Source organism: Dactylosporangium sucinum, from assembly GCF_014647515.1.
Taxonomy (GTDB): domain Bacteria; phylum Actinomycetota; class Actinomycetes; order Mycobacteriales; family Micromonosporaceae; genus Dactylosporangium; species Dactylosporangium sucinum.
On the sequence record NZ_BMPI01000089.1, the window covers coordinates 15,150 to 36,318 of the forward strand.

General features: G+C 72.0%; 20 protein-coding genes. 5 read left to right on the forward strand and 15 right to left on the reverse strand.

Annotated features, from left to right (window positions below; translation table 11 throughout):
* Positions 1 to 37 precede the first annotated feature (37 nt).
* Complete coding sequence (locus tag IEZ31_RS49565) at positions 38 to 367, reverse strand: YybH family protein (protein WP_229837061.1); 330 nt, start codon at positions 365 to 367, stop codon at positions 38 to 40.
* Positions 368 to 452: 85 nt separating this feature from the next.
* Here IEZ31_RS49565 and IEZ31_RS49570 point away from each other — a divergent pair, with 85 nt between their 5' ends.
* Positions 453 to 1,322, forward strand: coding sequence for a LysR family transcriptional regulator (locus tag IEZ31_RS49570; RefSeq protein ID WP_190257126.1), 870 nt, complete (start codon positions 453 to 455; stop codon positions 1,320 to 1,322).
* Between the two features lie 3 nt (positions 1,323 to 1,325).
* On the opposite strand, the gene IEZ31_RS49575 is transcribed toward IEZ31_RS49570, so the two are convergent.
* On the reverse strand, positions 1,326 to 2,027 hold the full coding sequence (locus tag IEZ31_RS49575; protein ID WP_190257127.1) for an SDR family oxidoreductase: 702 nt from the start codon (positions 2,025 to 2,027) through the stop codon (positions 1,326 to 1,328).
* Positions 2,028 to 2,129: 102 nt separating this feature from the next.
* On the opposite strand from IEZ31_RS49575, the gene IEZ31_RS49580 reads away from it, so the two are divergent.
* On the forward strand, positions 2,130 to 2,948 hold the full coding sequence (locus IEZ31_RS49580) for a helix-turn-helix transcriptional regulator (protein WP_190257128.1): 819 nt from the start codon (positions 2,130 to 2,132) through the stop codon (positions 2,946 to 2,948).
* Here IEZ31_RS49580 and IEZ31_RS49585 read toward each other — a convergent pair.
* From IEZ31_RS49585 to IEZ31_RS49610, 6 genes are all read right to left on the reverse strand, one after another.
* A complete protein-coding gene (locus IEZ31_RS49585; protein ID WP_190257129.1) occupies positions 2,879 to 3,418 on the reverse strand; it encodes a hypothetical protein in 540 nt (179 codons plus the stop codon). The two genes, IEZ31_RS49580 and IEZ31_RS49585, sit on opposite strands and share 70 nt — an antisense overlap.
* An 82-nt stretch (positions 3,419 to 3,500) precedes the next feature.
* Complete coding sequence (locus tag IEZ31_RS49590; protein WP_190257130.1) at positions 3,501 to 4,340, reverse strand: GNAT family N-acetyltransferase; 840 nt, start codon at positions 4,338 to 4,340, stop codon at positions 3,501 to 3,503.
* Positions 4,341 to 4,390: 50 nt separating this feature from the next.
* Positions 4,391 to 5,557, reverse strand: a complete 1,167-nt coding sequence (ispG, locus tag IEZ31_RS49595; RefSeq protein ID WP_190257131.1) for a flavodoxin-dependent (E)-4-hydroxy-3-methylbut-2-enyl-diphosphate synthase — start codon at positions 5,555 to 5,557, stop codon at positions 4,391 to 4,393.
* Between the two features lie 12 nt (positions 5,558 to 5,569).
* On the reverse strand, positions 5,570 to 6,859 hold the full coding sequence (locus IEZ31_RS49600; protein ID WP_190257132.1) for a M50 family metallopeptidase: 1,290 nt from the start codon (positions 6,857 to 6,859) through the stop codon (positions 5,570 to 5,572).
* Positions 6,859 to 8,043 (reverse strand): 1-deoxy-D-xylulose-5-phosphate reductoisomerase, encoded by a 1,185-nt coding sequence (gene dxr / locus IEZ31_RS49605; RefSeq protein WP_190257148.1) that lies wholly within the window; start codon positions 8,041 to 8,043, stop codon positions 6,859 to 6,861. Before dxr ends, IEZ31_RS49600 begins: the two co-directional genes overlap by 1 nt.
* Before the next feature lie 885 nt (positions 8,044 to 8,928).
* Positions 8,929 to 11,064, reverse strand: coding sequence for an MMPL family transporter (locus tag IEZ31_RS49610; protein ID WP_190257133.1), 2,136 nt, complete (start codon positions 11,062 to 11,064; stop codon positions 8,929 to 8,931).
* Between the two features lie 91 nt (positions 11,065 to 11,155).
* On the opposite strand from IEZ31_RS49610, the gene IEZ31_RS49615 reads away from it, so the two are divergent.
* Entirely contained in the window at positions 11,156 to 11,905 is a 750-nt protein-coding gene (locus IEZ31_RS49615) for a TetR/AcrR family transcriptional regulator (protein ID WP_190257134.1), read from the forward strand.
* 218 nt (positions 11,906 to 12,123) lie between these two features.
* Here the strand turns inward: IEZ31_RS49615 and aspS are convergent, their stop codons facing one another.
* Positions 12,124 to 13,347 carry an aspartate--tRNA(Asn) ligase gene (gene aspS / locus IEZ31_RS49620; RefSeq protein ID WP_190257135.1) on the reverse strand — a complete coding sequence of 408 codons (1,224 nt, stop codon included), beginning with the start codon at positions 13,345 to 13,347 and terminating at the stop codon, positions 12,124 to 12,126.
* 372 nt (positions 13,348 to 13,719) lie between these two features.
* Here aspS and IEZ31_RS49625 point away from each other — a divergent pair, with 372 nt between their 5' ends.
* Positions 13,720 to 14,751, forward strand: a complete 1,032-nt coding sequence (locus IEZ31_RS49625) for a YihY/virulence factor BrkB family protein (protein ID WP_190257136.1) — start codon at positions 13,720 to 13,722, stop codon at positions 14,749 to 14,751.
* Here IEZ31_RS49625 and IEZ31_RS49630 read toward each other — a convergent pair.
* Entirely contained in the window at positions 14,717 to 15,451 is a 735-nt protein-coding gene (locus IEZ31_RS49630) for a DUF2786 domain-containing protein (protein WP_229837059.1), read from the reverse strand. The two genes, IEZ31_RS49625 and IEZ31_RS49630, sit on opposite strands and share 35 nt — an antisense overlap.
* Positions 15,452 to 15,579: 128 nt before the next feature.
* Here IEZ31_RS49630 and IEZ31_RS49635 point away from each other — a divergent pair, with 128 nt between their 5' ends.
* Positions 15,580 to 15,843, forward strand: a complete 264-nt coding sequence (locus IEZ31_RS49635; RefSeq protein WP_190257138.1) for a DUF2631 domain-containing protein — start codon at positions 15,580 to 15,582, stop codon at positions 15,841 to 15,843.
* A gap of 605 nt (positions 15,844 to 16,448) precedes the next feature.
* On the opposite strand, the gene IEZ31_RS49640 is transcribed toward IEZ31_RS49635, so the two are convergent.
* The 5 genes from IEZ31_RS49640 to pyrH all read right to left on the reverse strand — a co-directional run bounded on the left by IEZ31_RS49640 (position 16,449) and on the right by pyrH (position 21,109).
* The gene (locus IEZ31_RS49640) at positions 16,449 to 17,498 is read right to left on the reverse strand and encodes a DivIVA domain-containing protein (RefSeq protein ID WP_190257149.1); all 1,050 of its coding nucleotides are present in this window, start codon (positions 17,496 to 17,498) and stop codon (positions 16,449 to 16,451) included.
* 29 nt (positions 17,499 to 17,527) lie between these two features.
* A complete protein-coding gene (rlmN, locus tag IEZ31_RS49645; RefSeq protein ID WP_190257139.1) occupies positions 17,528 to 18,718 on the reverse strand; it encodes a dual-specificity RNA methyltransferase RlmN in 1,191 nt (396 codons plus the stop codon).
* 68 nt (positions 18,719 to 18,786) lie between these two features.
* Complete coding sequence (locus IEZ31_RS49650; protein WP_373294827.1) at positions 18,787 to 19,653, reverse strand: phosphatidate cytidylyltransferase; 867 nt, start codon at positions 19,651 to 19,653, stop codon at positions 18,787 to 18,789.
* Positions 19,654 to 19,778: 125 nt separating this feature from the next.
* On the reverse strand, positions 19,779 to 20,336 hold the full coding sequence (gene frr, locus IEZ31_RS49655) for a ribosome recycling factor (protein ID WP_190257141.1): 558 nt from the start codon (positions 20,334 to 20,336) through the stop codon (positions 19,779 to 19,781).
* Positions 20,333 to 21,109, reverse strand: a complete 777-nt coding sequence (gene pyrH / locus IEZ31_RS49660) for a UMP kinase (RefSeq protein ID WP_190257150.1) — start codon at positions 21,107 to 21,109, stop codon at positions 20,333 to 20,335. Before pyrH ends, frr begins: the two co-directional genes overlap by 4 nt.
* Positions 21,110 to 21,169 lie beyond the last annotated feature (60 nt).

Sequence of the window (21,169 nt, forward strand, 5' to 3'; positions counted from 1 at the left end):
ACTCCGCCGCAGCCCGGCCCCAGTCGTGAAACAGGGCCTAGCTCTCGGGCCGGTCGATCACCCGGAGCCAGCTGCCGTCGGGCTGGCGGCGCACCAGCTGGACGCGGCCGCCCGTGCCGTCCTTGGGGCGGGTCGACGTCAGCGCCAGGTCGCCGTGGGCGACGGTGGGGAGCGCGTCCTCGGGCTCGAACTTCGGGACGTGCCGGAGCATCTCCTCGAACACCCCGCGCATCGCGTCGCGGCCGACCGTGCGGGAGCCCGGCGGGTACGCGAGGACGGCGTCCGGCTCGTAGAGCTCGGTCAGACCGGCCACGTCACCCGCGTTGGCGCGCTCGACGAACAGGCGGGAGATCTCTTCCGGTGTCATCGCCTTCTTGGTCATGACACCACCGTCGCGCGGTTCCCGTGAGAAGTCCAAGCGTGGTTCGTGCTCGGATCTAGAATCGTTGGTTATGGAGCTGCATCAGCTCGTGTACTTCGTCGCGGTGGCCGAGGAGGGTGGGTTCACACGGGCCGCGCAGCGGCTGCGGATCGCCCAGCCCGGCGTGAGTGCCCAGGTCAAGCGGCTTGAGCGGGAGCTCGGGCAGACCCTGTTCGACCGTTCGGGGCGGGCGGTGCGGCTGACCGCGGCCGGGGAGGCGGTGCTGCCGTACGCGCGGGCGGCGCTGCAGGCCGTCGAGGGCGCCCGGCAGGCCGCCGCGGCGCTGGCCGGGCTCGCCCGCGGGCGGGTCGCGGTCGGCGCCGTGACCTCGCACGACGTGGACCTGCCGGGGCTGCTCGCCGACTTCCACGCGCGGCATCCGGGCATCGAGGTGACGCTGGTCGAGGACGGCACCGACCGGCTGGTCGCCGGGCTGCGCGACGGGCGGCTCGACGCGGCGGTGATCGCCTACGGCACGCTGCCCGACGGGCTGGGCGTGCACGTCGTCACCGACGAGGCCCTCGACGCCGCCGTGCCGGACGGCCACGAGCTCGCCGGGCGCGACCGCATTCCGCTCGCCGAGCTGCGCGACCGGCCGCTCGTGTGCCTGCCGCGCGGGTCGGGCATCCGGGCGATCCTCGACGCGGCCTGCGCGGCGGCCGGCTTCGCGCCGCGGGTCGTGTTCGAGGCCGGGTCGCCGGGCGTGCTGGCCGACCTGGCGCGGCGGGGGCTCGGCGTCGCGATCGTGCCGTCGTCGATCTCCCGGAACCGGCCCGGCCTGCACGCGCTGGAGCTCACCGATCCCGCGCTGCGCGGGCGGCTCGGGCTGGCGTGGCGCGCGAGCGGGCCGGCGAGCCCGGCCGCGGCCGCCTGGCTGGCGCACGCCCGGGCCCGGCTGTAGGCGCTACCAGGGCACCGGGCCGTCCTCGTCGAAGAAGCCGCCGGTCGGTCCGTCGGCGGGCAGGGTGGCGAGGCGGACCGCGGCGATCGCGCCCTGCGCGGGCGTGCGCGGCCCCGAGTGGTGGTTGAGGTCGGTCGAGCAGTAGCCGGGGTCGGCCGCGTTGACCTTGATCGGCGTGGCGCGCAGCTCGTTGGCGTAGGACACCGTGATCGCGTTGAGCGCGGTCTTCGAGGCGTTGTACGCCAGGAGCGGGTTCTGCGCGTAGACGTGCGACGTGTCGGTCGTGAAGGCGAGCGAGCCCAGGCCGCTGCCGAGGTTCACGACGCGGCCGGCCGGCGAGCGGCGCAGGGCCGGCAGGAACGCGTTGGTGACGGCCACGACGCCCAGCACGTTGGTCTCGAAGGTCTCGCGCAGCATCGACAGCGGCGTACCGCTGGGCGGCGCGCCCCGCTCCAGGAGGATGCCGGCGTTGTTGACGAGCACGTCGAGCTCGTCGATCTCGGCCGCCAGCGCGGCGATCGAGGCGGGGTCGGTCACGTCGAGCTGCACGGCGGTGCCGCCGACGGCGTCGGCCGCCTCCTTGCCCCGCCGCCGGTCGCGCGCGGCGACGAGCACCGTCATGCCGTGGTCGGCGACGAGCGAGCGGGCGATCTCGAACCCGATGCCCTTGTTGGCCCCCGTGACGAGGGCGATCCGGTTGGTCATGCGCCGAGCCTGCACCGGGCGGCGGGACAGCGGCAGAGACCTGTCGAACCAGGGATCGGCGGTCCCTGGTTACCGCCGGGCGGATTCGGCAGCATGGAGGGCATGGACCGGGAGCAGCTCGCGGAGTTCCTCAAGAGCCGCCGGGCGCGCGTGCGGCCGGCCGACGCGGGGCTGCCCGACGGAGGACGGCGGCGGACGCCCGGGCTGCGCCGCGAGGAGGTCGCGCGGCTCGCCGGCATCTCGGTCGACTACTACGCGCGGCTGGAGCAGGGCCGCGGCCCGCGCCCGTCGCGGCAGGTCCTGGCGTCGCTGGCCCGGGCGCTGCGCCTCTTCGACGACGAGCGCAGCTATCTGTTCCAGGTGGCCGGCGAGCAGCCCGGCCCGCCCGCCGGACCGAGCGGCGTGGTCTCGGCCGGCATCCGGCACCTGCTGGAGCGGCTCGACGACACGCCCGCGTTCGTGATCGACGCGAAGTACGAGCTGCTCGCGTGGAACCGGATGGCCGTGCGCCTCATGGGCGACCCCGACGCGCACGGGCGCAACATGATCTGGAACCTGTTCTGCGGCCCGTGGCCGCTCGACGACGACTCGCCACCCGAGGCGCAGGCGTTCGCCGCCGAGTGCGTGGCCGACCTGCGGGCGGCGTCGGTGCGGTACCCCGACGACGCCGGCATCCGGTCGCTCATCGCCCGGCTGCGGGCGGCCAGCCCGGAGTTCGTGCGCCGGTGGGAGGAGCACAGGGTGTGCGTGCGCCGGACCACGCTGAAGACGCTGCAGCACCCGGTCTTCGGCGAACTGGTCCTGGAGTGCCAGGTGCTGCAGGCCGACGAGCAGGGCCAGCGCGTGGTCTTCTACACGGCGGCGCCGGGCTCGCCGACCGCGTCGGTGCTGTGCGGCCTGCGGGAGGCCGTGGTCGCGTAGGCCGACGCCGGGGCCGACTCCCGCGCGAAGCGGCCGCTCAGCAGGCCGGCCTGCCGGGCCAGCGCGCCGGCGACGGCGGGCACGAGCGGCAGCAGCCAGTCGGCGACGAGCCCCCGCGCGGGCAGGTGCACGATCGTGAGCACGGCCAGGGCCATGACACCGCCCTGCACGAGGCCGCGCCACGCGGCCCGGCCGGAGGCGCCGATCACCTCGCGGCGGCCCTTCTCGAAGGCCTCGTCGTCGAGCGCCCGCAGGTCGCGCCGGCCGAGGTTGAAGCCGGCCACGCCGGACAGCACGCCGAGGCCGAGCACGGTGGCCGTCAGCATGCTGCGGGTGAGCAGGTAGCTCAGGCCGAAGACGCAGGCGCCGGCACCGGCCGCGAGCAGGGCGCGCAGCCAGTCCTTCTTCTCGCCGGGATACCAGTAGTAGCGCGTGGTGTTCGGCGACAGCTGCCTGACGATCTGGCCCATGCGGAGCATCCCATCCGTCGGCTCAAGCGGGGTCTTTGGTGATCATCCGCCATGGCCGGGCGATTTGTGGGGGAATCGCCGCTTAGAACAGCACCGTGGCGAAGGTTCCTACCTGCTGAAACCCGCAGCGCTCGTACACCCTGCGGGCGGGGGCGTTGTAGTCGTTGACATACAGGCTGACGGACGGCGCCACGCGGCGCAACGCGTCACGGACGATCGCCGCGATCCCGCCCCGCGCGACGCCCCGCCCGCGCCACTCCGGGGCCGTCCACACGCCCTGGATCTGCGCCGTGTGCCGGGTCACCACGGCGAGCTCGGCCTTGAAGATCACCTGGCCGTTGACGATCCGCGCGTAGGCCCGGCGCGCCCGGACGAGCTCCGCCACCCGGTCCCGATACGACCGCTCACCGCCATCGACGGTCGGCGACACCCCGACCTCCTCGGTGTACATGGCCACCGCAGCCGGAAACAGGACGTCGACCTCGTCCGGCCGCACGAGCCTGACCGCGGGATCGGCGGGCACCGGCGCCAGGGTGGACGTCGCCATGAGCGGCTGGTCGGGCCGGACGTCCCGGGACGGGCCCCAGCTCGGCCCGAGCCGCTCCCAGAGGCCGAGCACGGCGTCGGCCGAGCCCACGATCGAGGAGCAGCCGCGCGGCTCGTTGACGACCATCTCGGCGAACGCGGCGACGGCGGCCGGGGAGGCGTGCACCGGGATCAGGTTCGCCCCCAGCCAGCAGAGCGACTCCAGGTGACGGCGCGAACCGTAGCCGAAGATCCGGGCGTCCTGACGCCACCAGGCGAGCCCGGCCATCGAGATCCGCTCGGCGACCTGGGCACCACCGAACGGGTCCTGGTCGAGCAGTCGCTCGACCGAACCACGCTCCGCGTCGCCGAGGAGCCGCGCCGCCACCGTCAGCATGCCTACCAGCCTGCCAGATCAGCGGGGATGTGGCTGCACATACCCTCTCGTCAGTGAACGGTCACCGAGGGGCCGACGCCGCGCAGCTCCTCGGGCAGCTCGACGCCCATCTCGTCGGCCAGGCGCAGCGCCTCCTCGACGAGCGTCTCCACGATCTGCGACTCGGGCACGGTCTTGATGACCTGGCCCTTGACGAAGATCTGGCCCTTGCCGTTGCCGGAGGCGACGCCGAGGTCGGCCTCGCGCGCCTCGCCGGGGCCGTTGACGACGCAGCCCATGACCGCGACCCGCAGCGGGGCCGGGAAGCCGTCGAGCGCGGCGTGGACCTGGTCGGCCAGCGTGTACACGTCGACCTGCGCGCGGCCGCAGGACGGGCAGGAGACGATCTCCAGGCCGCGCTCGCGCAGCCCGAGGGCCTCCAGGATGGCCTGGCCGACCTTGATCTCCTCGACCGGCGGCGCCGACAGCGACACCCGGATCGTGTCGCCGATGCCCTCGGCGAGCAGCGCGCCGAACGCGACCGACGACTTGATCGTGCCCTGGAACGCCGGGCCGGCCTCGGTCACGCCGAGGTGCAGCGGGTAGTCGCACCGCTCGGCCAGCTGCCGATACGCCCGGATCATCACGACCGGGTCGTTGTGCTTGACGCTGATCTTGATGTCGCGGAAGCCGTGCTCCTCGAACAGCGAGCACTCCCACAGCGCCGACTCGACGAGCGCCTCGGCGGTCGCCTTGCCGTGCTTCTCCAGCAGGCGCTTGTCCAGCGAGCCGGCGTTGACCCCGATCCGGATCGGCACGCCCGCGTCCGAGGCCGCCTTGGCGATCTCCTTGACCTTGTCGTCGAACTGCCGGATGTTGCCCGGGTTGACCCGGACCGCGGCGCAGCCGGCGTCGATCGCCGCGAAGACGTACTTCGGCTGGAAGTGGATGTCGGCGATGACCGGGATCTGCGACTTCTTGGCGATCGCCGGGAGCGCCTCGACGTCGTCCTGGCTCGGCACCGCGACACGCACGATCTGGCAGCCGGACGCGGTCAGCTCGGCGATCTGCTGCAGCGTCTTGTTGATGTCGGCGGTGAGGGTGGTCGTCATCGACTGGACCGAGACCGGTGCCCCGCCGCCGACCGGCACCGTGCCGACCATGAGCTGACGGGACTTCCGGCGCGGCGCCAGCGCGGGCGGAGGCACGGCGGGCAGGCCAAGGCTGACTGCGGTCATGTAAGAGCGCCCCTATTTGAGCGTGATCGGGTTGACGAAGTCGGCCGTCACCGTCAGCAGGACGAAGACGCCGAGGACACCGATCACGGCCAGCGTGATCGGCGCCAGCTTGTAGTAGTCGACGCGGCCCGGGTCGGGGCGGCCCCGCTTGGTCGCGAGCCACGAGCGGACGCGCTCGAACCAGGCGATGGCGATGTGGCCGCCGTCCATCGGCAGCAGCGGGAAGAGGTTGAAGATGCCGAAGAACAGGTTGAGCGTGGCGAACAGCGACAGCAGCGACGCCCAGTCGCCGAGCTCGAACAGCTCGCCGCCGATCCGGCTGGCGCCGACCACGCTGACCGGCGTCTCCGGGTCGCGCTGCTCGCCGAAGATCGCCTTGAACAGGTTCGGGATCTTCTCCGGGATGTCCTTGAACGACGCGAACGTGCGCTCGACCAGCGTCGCCGTCACCGAGAACGTCTGGCCGACGCCGTCGACGGCGCCGTAGCGGTACACCGGCAGGTCGGAGTTGCGGATGTCGACCTGGATGCCGAGCAGCCCGCCGCGCTCGAGGTCGGCCGCCGTGACCTCGTCGGCCGGCTTGCTGACCTTGACGCGCTCCGCCTCGGGGATCTTGGCGCTGCCGCTGAGCAGCTGGTCACCGCGCTTGTACTGCACCTCGACGGTCTTGTTGACCGCGCCCTTGAGCACGTCGCGCAGCTGCTGGTTGCCGCCGATGGCTTGGCCGTCGACCGAGACGATGACGTCGCCGGGCTGCAGGCCGAGCTGCGCCGCCGGGCTCTTCGGGTCGGTGGCCGGGTCGCACGCCTTCTGCGTGCCGGTCGACGGGTCGAACACATACTTGGGGCTGACGCACTCGGCCACCGCACCGACCCGCACCGGGACCTCGTTGACCTTCGACCCGTCCGGGACGCCGACGAACGAGAACAGCACCCAGAGCGTCACCAGCGCGAGCGCGAAGTGGGAGATCGACCCCGCGGACATCACGATCGTCCGCTTCCACACCGGATAGCGCCACATGGCCCTCGGATCCTCGGCGCCGGGGCGGCCGGTCTCCGGGTCGATGTCCTCTTCCTGCGGCGTCATGCCGGTGATCTTCACGAAGGCACCGAACGGCAGGGCCTTGAGACCGTATTCGACGCCTTTGCGCTTGAACGCGAAGATGGTCGGGCCGAAGCCGATGAAGAAGCGGGTGACCTTCATCCCGAACGCGCGGGCCGACCACATGTGCCCGGCCTCGTGCAGCGCCACGGCGACCAGAATGCCGACGGCAAACAGGATGATCCCCAACGCGAACGCCATCAGGCCCCTCTCTCGTTCGCGATGATCTCGCGCGCGGACGCTCGCGCCCAGGATTCGGCGGCGAGTACGTCATCGACGGTACCTGGTTCGGCGAAATCCGGTGCGGCGGTGAGCACCCGCTCCAGCGTCTCGACGATGCCGAGGAAAGGAAGGTCACCCGCCGTGAACGCGGCCACACACTCCTCGTTGGCTGCGTTGTAGATCGCGGGCCGGCACCGCCCGGCCTCGCCGGCCGCCTTCGCCAGCTTGACCGCCGGGAACGCGTCGTCGTCGAGCGGCCGCAGCTCCCAGGTGTGCGCCTTGGACCAGTCGACGCCCGCCGCGGCGTCTTTGACCCGCTCCGGCCACCCGAGCGCGAGCGCGATCGGCAGCCGCATGTCGGGCGGGCTGCACTGCGCGATCGTCGACCCGTCCACGAACTCGACCAGCGAGTGGATCACCGATTGCGGGTGCACCATGACGTGAATGTCTACATACGGGACGTTGAACAGTTCGTGCGCCTCGATCACCTCGAGCGCCTTGTTCACCAGGGTCGCACTGTTGATCGTGACGACCGGCCCCATGTCCCACGTCGGGTGCGCGAGCGCCTCCTGCACCGTCACGTGCTCGAGCTCCTCGCGGCGGCGCCCCCGGAACGCCCCACCCGACGCCGTCAGCACGAGGCGCCTGACCTCGTTCGCCGTTCCCGAGCGGAGCGCCTGGGCGAGCGCCGAGTGCTCGGAGTCGACGGGCACGATCTGCCCCGGCCGGGCCACCTTCCGGACCAGCGGCCCACCGGCGACGAGCGACTCCTTGTTGGCGAGCGCGAGCGTCCGCCCGGCCTTGAGCGCCGCCAGCGTGGGCGCGAGCCCGAGCGACCCGACGACCCCGTTGAGGACCGTGTCGCAGGGCCACTCCGCCAGCTCGGTCATGGCGTCGGGCCCGGCCAGGATCTTGGGAAGCTTGAAGTCGCCGGTGGCCCACCCCCGCCGGCTGGCCTCGGCGTAGAACGCGAGCTGCAGATCCTGGGCGACGCTGGCCTTGGCGACGCCGACCACGTCGACGCCGAGCTCGAGCGCCTGCTGCGCGAGCAGCGCGACGTTGCCGCCGCCGGCCCCGATCCCGACAACCCGGAACCGGTCGGTATTCCGGCGGACTATGTCGATGGCCTGCGTGCCGATCGACCCGGTGGAGCCGAGGAGCACAATCTCGCGGGGGGTCACGCCTCCATTCTTTCAGGCGCCCGGTTCGCCCTTCTGCCCTGTCACACCATCTCCCCACACCCTCCACCTCGGACCGCTGCGGCCCTGCCCCTGCGGGTGATGCCAACAGCGCCAGCACCGCCGGGTCGGCCCCCTGCGACGACACCACCCGCGGCCCAGGCGACAGCCCCGCCCGCGGCCCAGGCGACAGCCCCCGGCCGCGGCCCAGGCGACAGCCCCCGGCCGCAGCCCGGGCGACAGCCCCGGACACCGCTCGCCCCGCCCGTCCGGCCTCACCCAGCCTCGCCCATGATCAAGGGAAACTTCTGGCTGCTGGGACAGCCAAATCTTTCCCACGATCATGAGCCGGCCAGCGAAGCCGATCACGAGGTGGCGACAAAACGGACAATCGGCGGCTGCGCTCTGAACCGGCCACAAGCAACCCGCACCACGCTCCGCACGGGCCACCGCCAACCCGCGGCGCCAACCCGCACCGCGCCCCCACGCCCACGCCGCGCTCCGCACAGGCCACCGCCAACCCGCACCGCCACCCAGGCCCACGCCGCGCTCCACGCAGGCCGCCGCCCATCTGGCGGCGCCAACCCGCGGCGCCAGCCCGCACCGCGCTCTGCGCAGGCCAACGCCAACCCGCCATCGCCCCAGCCGACGTCCGCGCGGCGACCACCCACCGACCCACGGGCCCGCGACGGCCCCCCGGTTCGCACAACATCGGCCCGAACGGCCTCCGGACCACACGCCGAATCCGCAGCCGACCCCGGCACCTTCCCCACCACCCGCGCGCGGCGAACGGCGCGCCGCACCCGGCAAAGGCGAACGGCCGCCTCGACTACGGACCCCAGCCCGTGGTCGAGGCGGCCCCCCGAACGGTCAGGCGTTGACCGGCACCTGCGGCGCCGGGGCGGAGTCCGCCGACGAGGCGTCGGACTCCTTGATCCCGTAGCGCCGGTACAGCCGGGCCAGCGGGCCGGGAGCCCACCAGTTGGCCCGCCCCAGCAGCCGCATCGTCGCCGGCACGAGCAGCGCCCGCACGATCGTCGCGTCGACCAGGATCGCGACCACCATGCCGAGGCCCAGCATCTTGATGAACGAGATGCCGCCCGTCGCGAACCCGCCGACCACGATCACCAGCAGGAGCGCGGCCGACGTGATGATCCCGCCCGTGCGCTCCAGCCCGGCGACGACGGCCGTGCCGTTGTCGCCCGTGCGGTCCCACTCCTCCCGGACGCGCGACAGCAGGAACACCTCGTAGTCGGTCGACAGGCCGAACAGGATCGCCAGCATGAGGATGAGCTGGCTGGCCTCCAGGTCCCCCGTCGAGGTGAACCCGAGCAGCCCGGAAAGGTGACCGTCCTGGAACACCCACACGACCGCTCCGAAGGAGGCGCCGATCGACACCAGGTTCATGAACACGGCCTTGAGCGGCAGCACCACCGACCCGAACGCCAGGAACAGCAGCACGATCGTGCTCAACCCGGCGAGCAGCGCCATCAACGGCAGCCCGTCGGCGAGGCTGTCGAGCATGTCGCTCACCTCGGGCGCCGCCCCGGCCACGGACAGCTCACTCCCCGGCTGCCTGACGTCGCGCACCCGCTCGGCGAGCTCGCGAGCCGCCTCGTCGCTCCCGTTGCCGCTGAAGGTAACGGTGAGCAGCGTCGAGTCGCCCCGGGCCGCGCTCGTCTCGACCCCGTGGATCGGCTGGATCTGCCGCAGCTGCGCCGCCACCGCGTCGGCCGCCGCCTTGCCGCCGCCGCTGACCAGCACCTCCAACGACGACGACCCGCCACCGGGAAAGTCGCGCGCCACGATCTCGTTGACGACCCGGCTCTCGGTCCCGGCCGGCAGCACCCGCTCGTCGGCCGCCCCGAACTGCGCCCGGGTGAACGGCGAGGCCAGCACGCCCAGCACCACGAGCGTGCCGGCGATGATCCAGATCGGCCGCCGCATCACGGCCCGCGCGATGGCGCCCCACCGGCTCGTCACCCGGACCGGCAGCGGCAGGCGCCAGGTGTTGATGCGCGTCCCGAGCACCGCCAGCAGCGCCGGCAGCACCGTGAGGGCGGCGAGCATGGCGACGAGCACCGCGGCCATGCCGCCGAAGCCCATCGACTTCAGGAACACCTGCGGGAAGACCAGCAGGCTGGCCAGCGCGAGCGCGACCGTCAGCCCGGAGACGGCGACCGTGCGCCCGGCGGTCGTCATGGTGAGCCGGATCGCCGTCGGCACGTCCCGCCCGGCGGCCAGCTCCTCGCGGAACCGGCTGATGACGAACAGCGAATAGTCGATCGCCATGCCGAGGCCGATCATCGTGATGATGTTGATGGCGAAGACGGACACGTCGGTCGCATACGTCAGCAGCCGCGTCGCCACGAACGCCCCCAGCACGGCGATGCCACCCACGAGCAGCGGCATGAAGGCGGCGACCACGCCCCGGAACACCAGCAGCAGGAGGATCAGCAGCACCGGCATCGACAGCGTCTCGGCCCGGACGATGTCCTGCTCGACGCGCTCGCTGACGTCACCGAAGATCGCCGTCGGCCCGCCGATCCGCGTCGTGAGGCCGGCAGCCTGCAGGTCGGGCTCGATCGCGTGCAGCAGCTCCGCGTCCTGCACCTCGGTGAGCTGCACCGCCACATACGTGGAATGCCGATCGCCCGAGACGAACGCCGGGCTCTGCGTCTGGTAGTACGAAACCGTCCGCACCACCTCGGAGCGCCCCTGCAGCCGGCTCACGACCTGCCCGACCGCGTCGCGGAAGGCCGGATCGTCGACGGTCTTGTCCGGCGACGAGTAGAGGGCGAGCACGTCGACCGACTGGCGGCCGACCTCGGCCTCGATCCGGTGCCGCGCGGCGGCCGACGGGCTGCCCGGGTCGTCGAAGCCGCCGCTGGTCATGCGCGCGAAAACGCCGGTGCCCCACAGGACACCGGCCAGGACGAGTGCTGCGCCCGCGGCGATGACCAGCCAGCGGGCGCGAACAACGGCTTTACCCCACCACGCGAACACGCGTCCCCCATTAGGATTAGTATCCGATGCTCACCCGAGTTAACAGCGTTTACTTTGTCATCATCATTCACCGCCGTCAAGGATGTTTCGGTTGACCACCCTGCCACCCACCCGCCGCGAACGCGTCCGCGCCGCCACGCTGGACGAGATCCTGCAGGTCGCCCGGCGGCTGCTCGTCCAGGAGACGATCGCCGGCGTGACGCTGCGCGCCATCGCCCGCGACATGGGCATGACGGCCGCCGCCCTGTACCGCTACTACCCCAGCCTCGAGTCCCTGGTCGCCGGCCTGTGCGCGCGCCTCTACGAAGAGTGCACCACGGAGATCGCCGAAGCGCGCGACCTCGCCGGATCCGACCCGGGCGCGCGGCTCTACGCGATGTGCCGCACCTTCCGGGCCTGGTCGGTGACCCACCCGGCGGAGTTCAACCTGATGTTCGCCAGCCCCGTCCCCGAGGCGGGCCGGCTCAAGTCGGGCGAGTTCGGCGCGGGCCTCCGCTTCGCGCTCACATTTGCCGACATCTTCGGCGAGCTGTGGGAGCGGGCGCCGTTCCCGGTGCCGCCGGAGGAGGAGCTGCCGCCGCTGCTCGCCGAGCAGCTGCACCAGTTCATCGACGAGCTGGGTCAGCAGGGCGCCCGGCAGGGCACATCCTCGCTGCCGGTCGGCGCGGCCCAGCTGTACCTCTCCTGCTGGGTGCGTATGTACGGCATCGTGGCGCTCGAGGTCTACGGCCACCTGAAGTTCGCGCTGAGCGACGTGGGCCCGATGTTCGACGCCGAGCTCGATGCCGCGGCCCGGCAGCTCGGCCTCGACCCGGCCCGCTACCGCGACCGTCCTTTGTAGACAAGATGCTGAAGGCGGCCACTCCGACCCCCCGGAGCAGCCGCCTTCAAGAGGGCACGACTCAGCCCTGCGATCCTAGATCAACAGCGGTGTGAGCGGTGCGGATACGACGCGCGAGCGACCGCGCGCCCATGAGTCACTTGGGCGAATCCCAGACGCCATCCCCGTTAGTACGCATGTACCAATTATAGATCGTCATCGCCTTGCGGGCAAACGATTTACGGCGCCAGCCGGTGCAGGTCGCGCGGGAACAGCGTGGTCTCGCGGACGTTCGCCGCGCCGGTCAGCCGGGCCAGGAACCGCTCCAGCCCGATCGCGAACCCGCCGTGCGGCGGCATCCCGTGGCGGAACGCCGAGAGGTACGACTCGTAGTCCTCCGGCCGCTCGCCCCGCGCGGTCAGCGCCGCCACGTAGTCCACGTACCGGTGCAGCCGCTGCCCGCCGGTGACCAGCTCCATCCCGCGGAAGATCAGGTCGAACGAGTTCGACCAGCGCGGCTCGGCCGACGGATGCGTGTAGAACGGCCGCTTCGACATCGGGTACCCCTCGACGTACACGAAGTCGGACCCGTGCTCGCGCAGCCCCCAGGCGCCGACCGCCCGCTCGTGCTCCGGCGCGAGGTCGGGCTCATCGGGCGCCGCGCCCGCCAGCGAAAGCGCCTCCGAGAAGTGCAGCACCGGAATGTTCTCCGGCAAGCGGACGTCGGCGAAGGGAGCGACCATCGCCCGCACGACCGTCGTCAGCACCTCCATCACCGTCCGATGGTCCGCGACGAAGCCGAACTCGGCGTCGAGCGACGTATACGTCGCCAGGTGCCGCGACGTGTCGTGCGGCTCGGCCCGGAACACCGGACCGACCTCGTAGACGCGCTCGAACACCCCGACCATCGTCTGCTTGTAGAACTGCGGGGACTGGGCGAGGTACGCCGGTCGCCCGAAGTAGTCGAGCGCGAACACGTTGGCGCCCGACTCGGTCGCGGTGCCGACGATCTTCGGCGTGAACACCTCGGTGAACCCGAGCCCGTCCAGCGTCGCCCGGAACGCGGCCACGGCAGCGGCCGCCGCGCCGAACACCTCGCGGCGGGCCGGGTGCCGCAGCGTCACCGGCGCCTGGTCGAGCAGCACGGGCAGCGCCGCGGCCAGCGCCGGGCGGAACAGCTCCACCGGCGGCGGCTCGGCCACGGACAGCACCGAGATCGACGGCTCGACGAGCTCGACACCGCCGGGCGCGACCGCGTTGGCCACGACCCGCCCGGTGATCTCGACGACCGTCTCCTCGCCCGGCAACCCTTCCGGCCCGGCGACCACCTGGGCGAGCCCGGCGCGGTCGCGCAGCACGAGGAACGCCACCTTGGCCAGGAGCCGGCGGCGATGGACCCATCCGGCGAGTCGCACGGTCTCGCCCACGTGGGCGGACAGCTGGTCGGACAGCACGCGTTGCATGAACACCTCCTGAGGAATCCGCTCCCCGGAGGTGTGGGCGATGGGGCTGGTCGCGGTGCCACCACACCTTCGCCGCGGCGGGCCGCCACGGCCTCTCGGCCTCGATGACGGAAGGCCAGCCCGGCGGGGCTCATCGGCGGTCGTCACGCGCCACCCGCTGTTTCTGTTCCTAGCTCCGTGGGCTGGCGCCCACGGTTTTGTGGGGGGTTCCCACCCCACGCCCCCCATGCGACGCTGCGCGCCGCACAGAGCCGGTTGCGACGCTGCGCGCCGCATCAGAAGCCGGTTGCGACGCTTGCGCGCCGCATCAGGGCCGGTTGCGACGAGCATAGGTGGGTTTCCGCGGCGGCCGCGACGGGAATTCACGCACCCATGAGCAGCACCCGTCAGGTGCCGGAGACCCGGCTGATGTCGCGCGACGACCTGTCCGCCGACGATGCCTGGCACGCCCTGCGCCGCTACGGCGGCTGGCAGCTGCTGCACGACGCCTTCCTACGCTTCCGCTACGGCGACGGCTTCAGCCACAGCCGCGCGCTCGGCCTGCAGCTGTGCCTGGCCATCGTGCCGTTCCTCATCGCGCTCAGCGGTCTCGTCAGCAAACTCGGCGTCGAGGAAGGCGGGCACGTCGTCGCCGACACCGTGCTCGCGCTCACGCCCGGCGCCAGCGACCGCCTGGTCGAGGACCTGCTCGCCGACACCGAACGGACCGAGGACATCGGCGAGTTCGCCCTCGCCATCGGTCTGCTCACCGGCATGCTGGCGCTGACCACCGCGATGGCCCAGATCGAGCGCGGCGCGAACCGCATCTACGGCGTCGAGCGCGACCGCCCCGCCCACGCGAAGTACGCCCGCGCGGCCGTCCTCTCCGTCGCCGCCGGCATCCCCGCGCTCGTCGGCTTCCTCATGCTGGTCGCCGGCGACGCCCTGGGCGCGTCGGTGCGCCGCCACTACGCGTGGGGCGGCCCCGTCGATGCCGTCTGGCAGGTGCTGCGCTGGCCCACCTCCGTCGTCCTCGTCGTCACCGCCGTCGCGGCGATCTTCCGCTTCGCTCCGCGCCGCCGGCAGCCCGCCTTCTCCTGGCTGCTCTTCGGCGCCGCCCTCTCGACCGCCCTGTGGTGGCTGATCAGCGCGCTGCTCGCCGTCTACGTCGGCACGAGCGACGCCTTCGGCGCCACCTACGGCGCGCTGACCGGCATCATGGCCCTGCTGCTGTGGGCCAACCTGACCGGCATCGTGCTCTTCCTCGGCCTGGCCTTCGCCGCCCAGCTCGAGGCGCGCCGCGTCGGCGTGCCCGAGCCGGTCGTGCCCGACCAGTGGGTGCCCGTCGATGAACAGCTCGAGCAGGACCCCGACACCGACCCAAGGCTCCTCACCCGCGACCAGATCGAGCACGCGCCCCGCTGACCGCCGGCCGCCCGCCCGCACCGACCCGCGCCCCGCCCAGGTCGGCCCGCTGCCCCGCCTCCTGCCCGGCCGCATACCCGCCGCCGGTCAGCCGCCGGGCCCGCCCGCGCGTCAGCCGCGGATAGGCCTCCTCCACGGCCAGGTCCACGGCCCGCCGCCGGTCGGCCAGCACGAGCGCCACCCCCGGCAGATCAGGCCCCGCCTCGCGACTGCGCCGATCCGCCTCCGCGAACCGCTGCGCGACGGCCGCCGCGAACCCGACCAGCCACGACCGCCGCCAGGCCGCCGGCTGCTCCCCGTCGGGCACCCCCTCGGCCAGCAGGGCGCGCGCCGCCTGCACCAGCAGGGACGCGAACAGCAGCTCCACCCCGTCGACGTCGGACTCCAGCCCGAACAGGTGCATCGACACGCGTAACCCGTCCGCCCCGCGCCGCTCCAGCCGCACCGACCGGCACCGCAACGACCCGGCCACGACATGCAGCAGGTGCGCCTTCTCCCGCAGATATGGCGGCTCCAGCTCCACCAGCCGATTCCCCACGACCTGCGGCCGCCCCGCCGCCTCGGCGGCCGCCAGCACCGCCTGATCGATCCCGTACTTCGCGATCAGCTCCGCCGCCTTCGCGGTCAGCGCCTCAGCCTCCTCGCGCGTGCACGCCGGATCCTCCGCCTTGGCCAGCAACTTGCGGACTTTGTCGAGCATCAGGCCCCCCATTCGCTCTGTGACAGGGACGCTAGCCCGCCGGTACGACAGTTTTGCAAGGCCCGTAGCCACCTGGTAACCCGCCGTGTCCCGCCCGGCCGACCCGCACCCGTAGCGTTCGACGCAGCATGCCAGACTTTCCCAGGACAACATCAGCAGCGAAAGGAAGCACCGTGGCCGAGCACGAGCCAGTGACCTCCCCCGACCAGCACAAGCCCGGGCACCCGCGCGCGGCCCGCATCGGCGCGGCCGTCACGATCGTCCTCGTGCTGTCCATGCTGATCGGCAACCACGGCGGCCGCGTCGAGGACATCTGGCTGATCGCCGTGGCCGGCCTCCTGCTCCTCGCCCTGATCGGCGACTGGGTCCTGCGCCGCAACGGCCTGCGGTAACCCTTCATAGCCAAATCACCGTCGGGGGCACGACCGTTGCTCCCGTCGGACACCGCTCGCGGGGCCGGGACCTGCGTCCCGCCCCCGCGGACGCTGCCATCGCCGTCGTCCCAAGGGCCCGCGGGCTGCGCCCGCGCCGGGCCACCGCTGGGGCCGGCCACCCGGCCCGCACGCCCGCCCCGCCGCCCAATCCGAAAAGACGTCGGTCGATCTACCCGCACTTTTCGCGATCATTTTGAGGGTGGATCGACCCACATCGAACTTTGTGCCCAAGAGCCGGCCCCCGGCCGAGGACAGCGGCCATTTTCATGATCGACGGAGACTTCTGGTCGCCATGACAGCCAAGATCTTCCATCGATCATAGAACCACCCGGCGCGGCACCACCGCCGCCGCCGCGTGCGCTATTCCGGGCACGCCGCTCGCGCGCCACCGCGCCCTGCGTGCGCCACCGCCGGCACCTGCCTACACCGCGCGTGCTTACACCGCTGCGCCAGGGCCGGCACCTGCCTACACCGCGCGTGCTTGCACCGCACCGCAAGCGCGAAGGCGCGCCCGCGCCGACACGGAGGTCGGCCAGGCGCGCCTTTCAGGTGTTCGCGGGCGGTCAGCGGCGGCGGGTCACGATGTCGCGGACCTCCTTCAGGGCCGCGTCGACCTCCGCCTCGAAATACCCACCCGGCACCAGGTTGAGGTGCGACGGGTCCAGGTCGCCGTCGGTCAGCGGGCCGCCACGGCCGGACAGCGAGGCCATCACGCCCTCGAAGAGGCGGTCGACCTGCGCCCGGTCGTAGCCGCTGCCGAACCGGCGCAGCTGGAAGGTGCGGCGCAACTGGTCGATGCGCGCCACCTCCGTCGACTGGTGCTGCGGCGGCGCGCCGGGCGGCGGACCGTACGGGTCGCCGGGCGGCGGGCCATACGGGTCACGGTCGGGGCCGCCACCGTACGGGTCGCGGTCGGGACCGGCGCCATACGGATCGCGGTCCGGGCCGCCACCGTAGGTCGCCGGCTCCGGGCGCTCGCGGTCCATGCGAATCTCGGCCGTCATGTCCGGGCGCGGCGGCGGACGGCCGGCCGGCTCGTAGCCGCGGTCGTCGTCGAAGGCACCGCCATAGGTGGGCTCGTCGTACCGCCCGTAGGACGGGTCGCGCTGCGGCGGGCCGGCAGGCGGCGGGGTCGGCCGGGTCGGCATCGGCGGGGCCGGGATGGCCGGCGGGGCCATGCGCTCCATCGGGGGCGGGCCGGGCGGGCCCATGCGGTCGGGGGGACCCATCCGGTCGGGCGGGCCCATGGGCGGCGGGCCCATGCGGTCGGGCGGACCCATCGGGGGCGGGCCCATGCGGTCGACCGGCGGCGGGGCCATGCGATCGGGCATCCGCTCCGGCATGCGATCGGGAGCCATCCGCATGTCGTTGCGCGAGTCGAGGGCGCGGCCGAAGCCGCCGCCGCCCCGCTCCTCCAGCTCGGCCAGCTGCCGCTCAACGCGGTCGAGGTGCAGGTCGACCTGCCACTCGTCATATCCGCCGAAGCGCACGCGGAAGACCACGTCGTGGACCTCCTGAGCGCTCACCGGCGCACCCATGGGGTCACCGGAGAGCGTTGCTTCCACCCGGTCGAGGAACGAGTCGACCTCGTCGACCTTGTATCCCCGACGCATCGCACGGCGCCGGAACCGCTGACCCTGACTCACTGTGTCTCCTCGTTCGCTCGCCGTGCTAGCAAGCCGTCTTGACGCTCTCCCACCTTGCCACCGTCTGAGGCGGCAAGCTGCCCGCAGGCTCCGTCAATCTCCCGACCCCGGGTGTCACGAACGGTGGTCGCGACACCGGCAGCCCGGAGGCGTCGGACGAACTCACGCTCAACCGGCTTAGGGCTAGCGTCCCACTTGCTGCCCGGAGTCGGATTGAGCGGGATGAGATTGACATGCGCGAGACGGCCGGACAAGAGCCGACCGAGCAAATCCGCCCGCCAAGGATGGTCGTTCACATCCCGGATCATTGCGTACTCAATGGACACGCGCCGACCGGTGCGAGCCGCATACTCGAACGCGGCATCCAGCACTTCGGCGACCTTCCAACGTTGGTTGACCGGCACGAGCGTGTCGCGCAGATCATCATCGGGTGCGTGCAGCGACAGCGCAAGCGTCACCGACAGCCCCTCCTCCGTCAACCGACGGATCCCCGGGACCAGCCCCACGGTGGACACCGTGATGTGCCGCTGCGACAGCCCCAGCCCCTCCGGCGCCGGCTCGGTCAGGCGGCGGACGGCGGCGATGACCCGGTTGTAGTTGGCGAGCGGCTCGCCCATGCCCATGAACACGACCCGTGACAGGCGGTCGGGGCAGCCCGGCAGCGCGCCCTGGGCGGCCTGGCCGGCGAACCACACGACCTGGTCCACGATCTCGGCGGTCGACAGGTTGCGCGTCAGGCCGGCCTGGCCGGTCGCGCAGAACGGGCACGCCATCCCGCACCCCGCCTGGCTCGACACGCACACCGTCACGCGATCTGGATATCCCATCAGGACGCTCTCAACGAGAGAGCCGTCGTGAAGGCGCCACAAGGTCTTCCGAGTGGTACCGCTGTCGGTCGCCAACTCGCGGACCGGATGCAGCAGCTTGGGCAGCAACGCATCGGTGATCGCGGCGCGGCTGCGGGCCGGGAGGTCGGTCATCTCGGCGGGGTCGCGGATGAGGCGGCCGAAGTAGTGCGCCGACACCTGCCCGGCCCGGAACGCCTGCTCACCGAGCTCGGCGACGGCCGCGCGGCGCCCGGCAAGATCGAGGTCAGCCAGGTGACGCGGGGGCAACGACGCTCGACGGCCGTCACGGGTGGTGCCGGTCGCTTCGGAGGACAGGTTCAGAACGGGCAGTTGTGTCATGGCGCTTACCAGTGTCCCATGCCGAGGCGCGTGACCTACAAGTCCGCTCGCGGGAGCGTCACGCTCAGCTACCAGGGAGGTACTAGAAACGCCAGAACGGCGTACGCGGTCGGCAGGGCGAGCAGCACCGAGTCGAGGCGGTCCATGAGCCCGCCGTGGCCGGGCAGCAGGTTACTCATGTCCTTCACGCCGAGATCGCGCTTGATCAGCGACTCGCCGAGGTCGCCGAGGACGGAGGCGATCGACACGGCGACGCCGAAGACCGCGCCGTGCCACCAGACGGCGTCGTCCAGCAGCAGCGACACCGCGACGGCGCTGCCGGCGCCGGTCCAGACGACCGAGCCGGCGAAGCCCTCCCACGACTTGGCCGGGCTCACCGACGGGGCCATCGGGTGCCGGCCGAGGAACACGCCGGTGACGTAGCCGCCCGTGTCGGACAGCACGACGGCGAGGATCGTCACCAGCACCCGGACGCTGCCGTCCTCGGCCGGATAGGCCAGGAGCGCGGCGAAGGATCCGAGGAACGGGACGTACACCGCGATCAACGCGCCGGCGGTGACGTCGCGCTGATAGTGCGGCGCCCCGGCGGCGAACCGCCAGATGAAGATCGCGAGCAGCGTGGCCAGCAGCCCCAGCGGCAGATCGTCGGCCCCGCCGAACCAGGCGAGGCACACCATGAGCGGCCCGCCGAGCAGCAGCGGCACCAGGGGCGGCCGGGCCTTCTGCACGCTGACCGCGCGCACCATCTCCCAGCTGCCGATGACCACGGCCGCGATGATCAGCCCGAGGAAGAGCCACTTGTAGACGAACAGCGAGACGATGACGAGCCCGCCGAGCCCGGCGCCGACCCCGATGGCGGCCGGCAGGTTCCGGCCGGCGCGGCTCTTGCGCTGCTCCGGCCCGCCCGGCGAGGGCGTCTTTCCGTTCGCTGACACGGCAGCCGGTACCACCTCTTGTGCAAGGCTCGCAGACAACTCGGGCGCGGCAACGTCCTGCCGCGCCCGGGTCGACGGGTCTCCGGGGGCTTCCGGGAACCGGTGTGCTCGGTCGAGGTGGGCCATCAGACCTCGAGTAGCTCGGCTTCCTTGTGCTTGAGCAGCTCGTCGACCTGTACGACGAACCGGTGGGTCAGGTCGTCGAGCTCCTTCTCGGCGCGACGCACCTCATCCTCGCCCGCCTCACCGTCCTTGACGATGCGGTCGAGCTCCTCCTTGGCCTTGCGCCGGACGTTGCGGATCGCGACCCGCGAGTCCTCGGCCTTGTGCCGGGCCACCTTGATCATGTCGCGGCGGCGCTCCTCGGTCATCTGCGGCAGCAGGATGCGGATCTGAGTGCCCTCGTTGTTGGGGTTCACACCCAGGTCGGAGTCCCGGATGGCGCGCTCCATGGCGCCGATCTGCGAGGTGTCGTACGGCTTGATGATCGCCATGCGCGGCTCGGGGATCGCGATCGAGGACATCTGCGGCAGCGGGGTTGGCGTGCCGTAGTAGTCGACCATCACCTTGCCGAACATCGCCGGGGTGGCGCGGCCCGTGCGGATGACCGCGAACTCCTCCTTGGCGTGCTCGATCGCGCGCTCCATCTTCTCTTCGGCCTCGAAGAGTGTCTCTTCGATCACGTGGTCTTTCCTCCTCGGTCCGGGATGGGCTCGGCGGTGATGAGCGTGCCGATCCTCTCACCACTCAACGCGCGAGCGACGTTGTCCTCCCCCTCCGCGCCGAAGACCAGCATCGGCAGCGCGTTCTCCTGGCAGAGGCTGAACGCCGTCTGGTCGACGACCCGCAGGCCCTGCAGCAGCGCCTCGGCGAACGTCAGGCTGTCGAGCTTCCGGGCGGTCGGGTCGGTGCGCGGGTCGGCGGTGTACACGCCGTCGACGCCGTTCTTGCTCATCAACACCATGTGGGCGTGGATCTCCAGCGCGCGCTGCGCGGCGACCGTGTCGGTCGAGAAGTACGGCATGCCGGCCCCCGCGCCGAAGATGACCACGCGGCCCTTCTCCAGGTGCCGGATCGCCCGGCGGGGGATGTACGGCTCGGCGACCTGCGCCATGCTGATCGCGCTCTGCACGCGCGTGTCGATGCCTTCCTTCTCCAGGAAGTCCTGCAGCGCCAGGCAGTTCATGACGGTGCCCAGCATGCCCATGTAGTCGGCGCGGGACCGGTCCATGCCGGCGCGGGAGAGCTCGGCGCCGCGGAAGAAGTTGCCGCCGCCGACGACCACCGCGACCTGCACGCCGCGCCGGGAGACCGTCGCGATCTGCCGGGCCATGTGCCGCACGACGTTCGGGTCGACACCGACGGCACCGCCGCCGAACACCTCGCCGGAGAGCTTGAGCACGACGCGCCGCGCCCCGATCGGGGTCGGCGCCAGTGCCTGTCGTGTCGCTTCCATGGCGGTGTTCGTCATCTATGGCACCTTTCGAGCGGTCGGACTCTGGCTGGTATGTACGAC

Excerpts from the sequence above, each read along its gene's own strand:
- rlmN (WP_190257139.1), bottom strand. The coding sequence starts at position 18,718 with ATGACACAACTGCCCGTTCTGAACCTGTCCTCCGAAGCGACCGGCACC.
- IEZ31_RS49575 (WP_190257127.1), bottom strand. The coding sequence starts at position 2,027 with ATGACCAACCGGATCGCCCTCGTCACGGGGGCCAACAAGGGCATCGGG.
- IEZ31_RS49600 (WP_190257132.1), bottom strand. The coding sequence starts at position 6,859 with ATGGCGTTCGCGTTGGGGATCATCCTGTTTGCCGTCGGCATTCTGGTC.
- IEZ31_RS49590 (WP_190257130.1), bottom strand. The coding sequence starts at position 4,340 with ATGCTGACGGTGGCGGCGCGGCTCCTCGGCGACGCGGAGCGTGGTTCG.
- pyrH (WP_190257150.1), bottom strand. The coding sequence starts at position 21,109 with ATGGAAGCGACACGACAGGCACTGGCGCCGACCCCGATCGGGGCGCGG.
- ispG (WP_190257131.1), bottom strand. The coding sequence starts at position 5,557 with ATGACCGCAGTCAGCCTTGGCCTGCCCGCCGTGCCTCCGCCCGCGCTG.
- IEZ31_RS49625 (WP_190257136.1), top strand. The coding sequence starts at position 13,720 with ATGAGCAGCACCCGTCAGGTGCCGGAGACCCGGCTGATGTCGCGCGAC.
- IEZ31_RS49585 (WP_190257129.1), bottom strand. The coding sequence starts at position 3,418 with ATGGGCCAGATCGTCAGGCAGCTGTCGCCGAACACCACGCGCTACTAC.
- IEZ31_RS49630 (WP_229837059.1), bottom strand. The coding sequence starts at position 15,451 with ATGCTCGACAAAGTCCGCAAGTTGCTGGCCAAGGCGGAGGATCCGGCG.
- aspS (WP_190257135.1), bottom strand. The coding sequence starts at position 13,347 with ATGCAACGCGTGCTGTCCGACCAGCTGTCCGCCCACGTGGGCGAGACC.
- IEZ31_RS49570 (WP_190257126.1), top strand. The coding sequence starts at position 453 with ATGGAGCTGCATCAGCTCGTGTACTTCGTCGCGGTGGCCGAGGAGGGT.
- IEZ31_RS49640 (WP_190257149.1), bottom strand. The coding sequence starts at position 17,498 with ATGCGTCGGGGATACAAGGTCGACGAGGTCGACTCGTTCCTCGACCGG.
- IEZ31_RS49580 (WP_190257128.1), top strand. The coding sequence starts at position 2,130 with ATGGACCGGGAGCAGCTCGCGGAGTTCCTCAAGAGCCGCCGGGCGCGC.
- IEZ31_RS49635 (WP_190257138.1), top strand. The coding sequence starts at position 15,580 with ATGCCAGACTTTCCCAGGACAACATCAGCAGCGAAAGGAAGCACCGTG.
- IEZ31_RS49565 (WP_229837061.1), bottom strand. The coding sequence starts at position 367 with ATGACACCGGAAGAGATCTCCCGCCTGTTCGTCGAGCGCGCCAACGCG.